This is a genomic window from Klebsiella sp. 141153 (assembly GCF_032601995.1).
Classification (GTDB): Bacteria; Pseudomonadota; Gammaproteobacteria; order Enterobacterales; family Enterobacteriaceae; genus Klebsiella; species Klebsiella aerogenes.
Genome location: NZ_JAQIRJ010000034.1, coordinates 1 through 605, shown reverse-complemented (window position 1 = coordinate 605; position 605 = coordinate 1). Strand labels below are relative to the sequence as shown.

1 protein-coding gene is annotated in these 605 nt (G+C 59.3%); it reads left to right on the top strand.

Annotation, left to right across the window (positions count from 1 at the left end):
* On the top strand, positions 1 to 605 hold a 605-nt coding region (locus PGS10_RS25205), incomplete at both ends, for a molybdopterin-dependent oxidoreductase (RefSeq protein WP_316423641.1).

Sequence of the window (605 nt, the reverse complement as noted above, 5' to 3'; positions counted from 1 at the left end):
TCCGCGGTGCGCAAGGCGTTTGAACAGCTGGAACTGGTTATCGTCCAGGATATTTTCATGACCAAAACCGCCGCCGCGGCCGACGTCATCCTGCCATCCACCTCGTGGGGCGAGCACGAAGGCGTGTATACCGCAGCGGACCGCGGCTTCCAGCGCTTCTTTAAAGCGGTGGAGCCGAAGTGGGACCTGAAAACCGACTGGCAGATCATCAGCGAAATCGCCACCCGGATGGGCTATCCGATGCACTACAACAACACCCAGGAGATCTGGGACGAGTTGAGGCATCTGTGCCCGAACTTCTACGGCGCCACCTATGAAAAAATGGGCGAGTTCGGCTATGTCATGTGGCCATGCCGCGATGAGTCCGACGCCGACCAGGGGACGTCGTATCTGTTTAAAGAGACGTTCTCTACGCCGAGCGGTAAAGCCCAGTTTTTCACCTGCGACTGGGTCGCGCCGGGAGATAAACTTTCTGAACAGTACCCGATGGTGCTCTCAACGGTGCGCGAGGTCGGTCACTACTCCTGCCGTTCGATGACCGGCAACTGCGCGGCGCTGGCGGCGCTGGCGGATGAACCGGGCTATGCGCAAATCAACACCGCCGA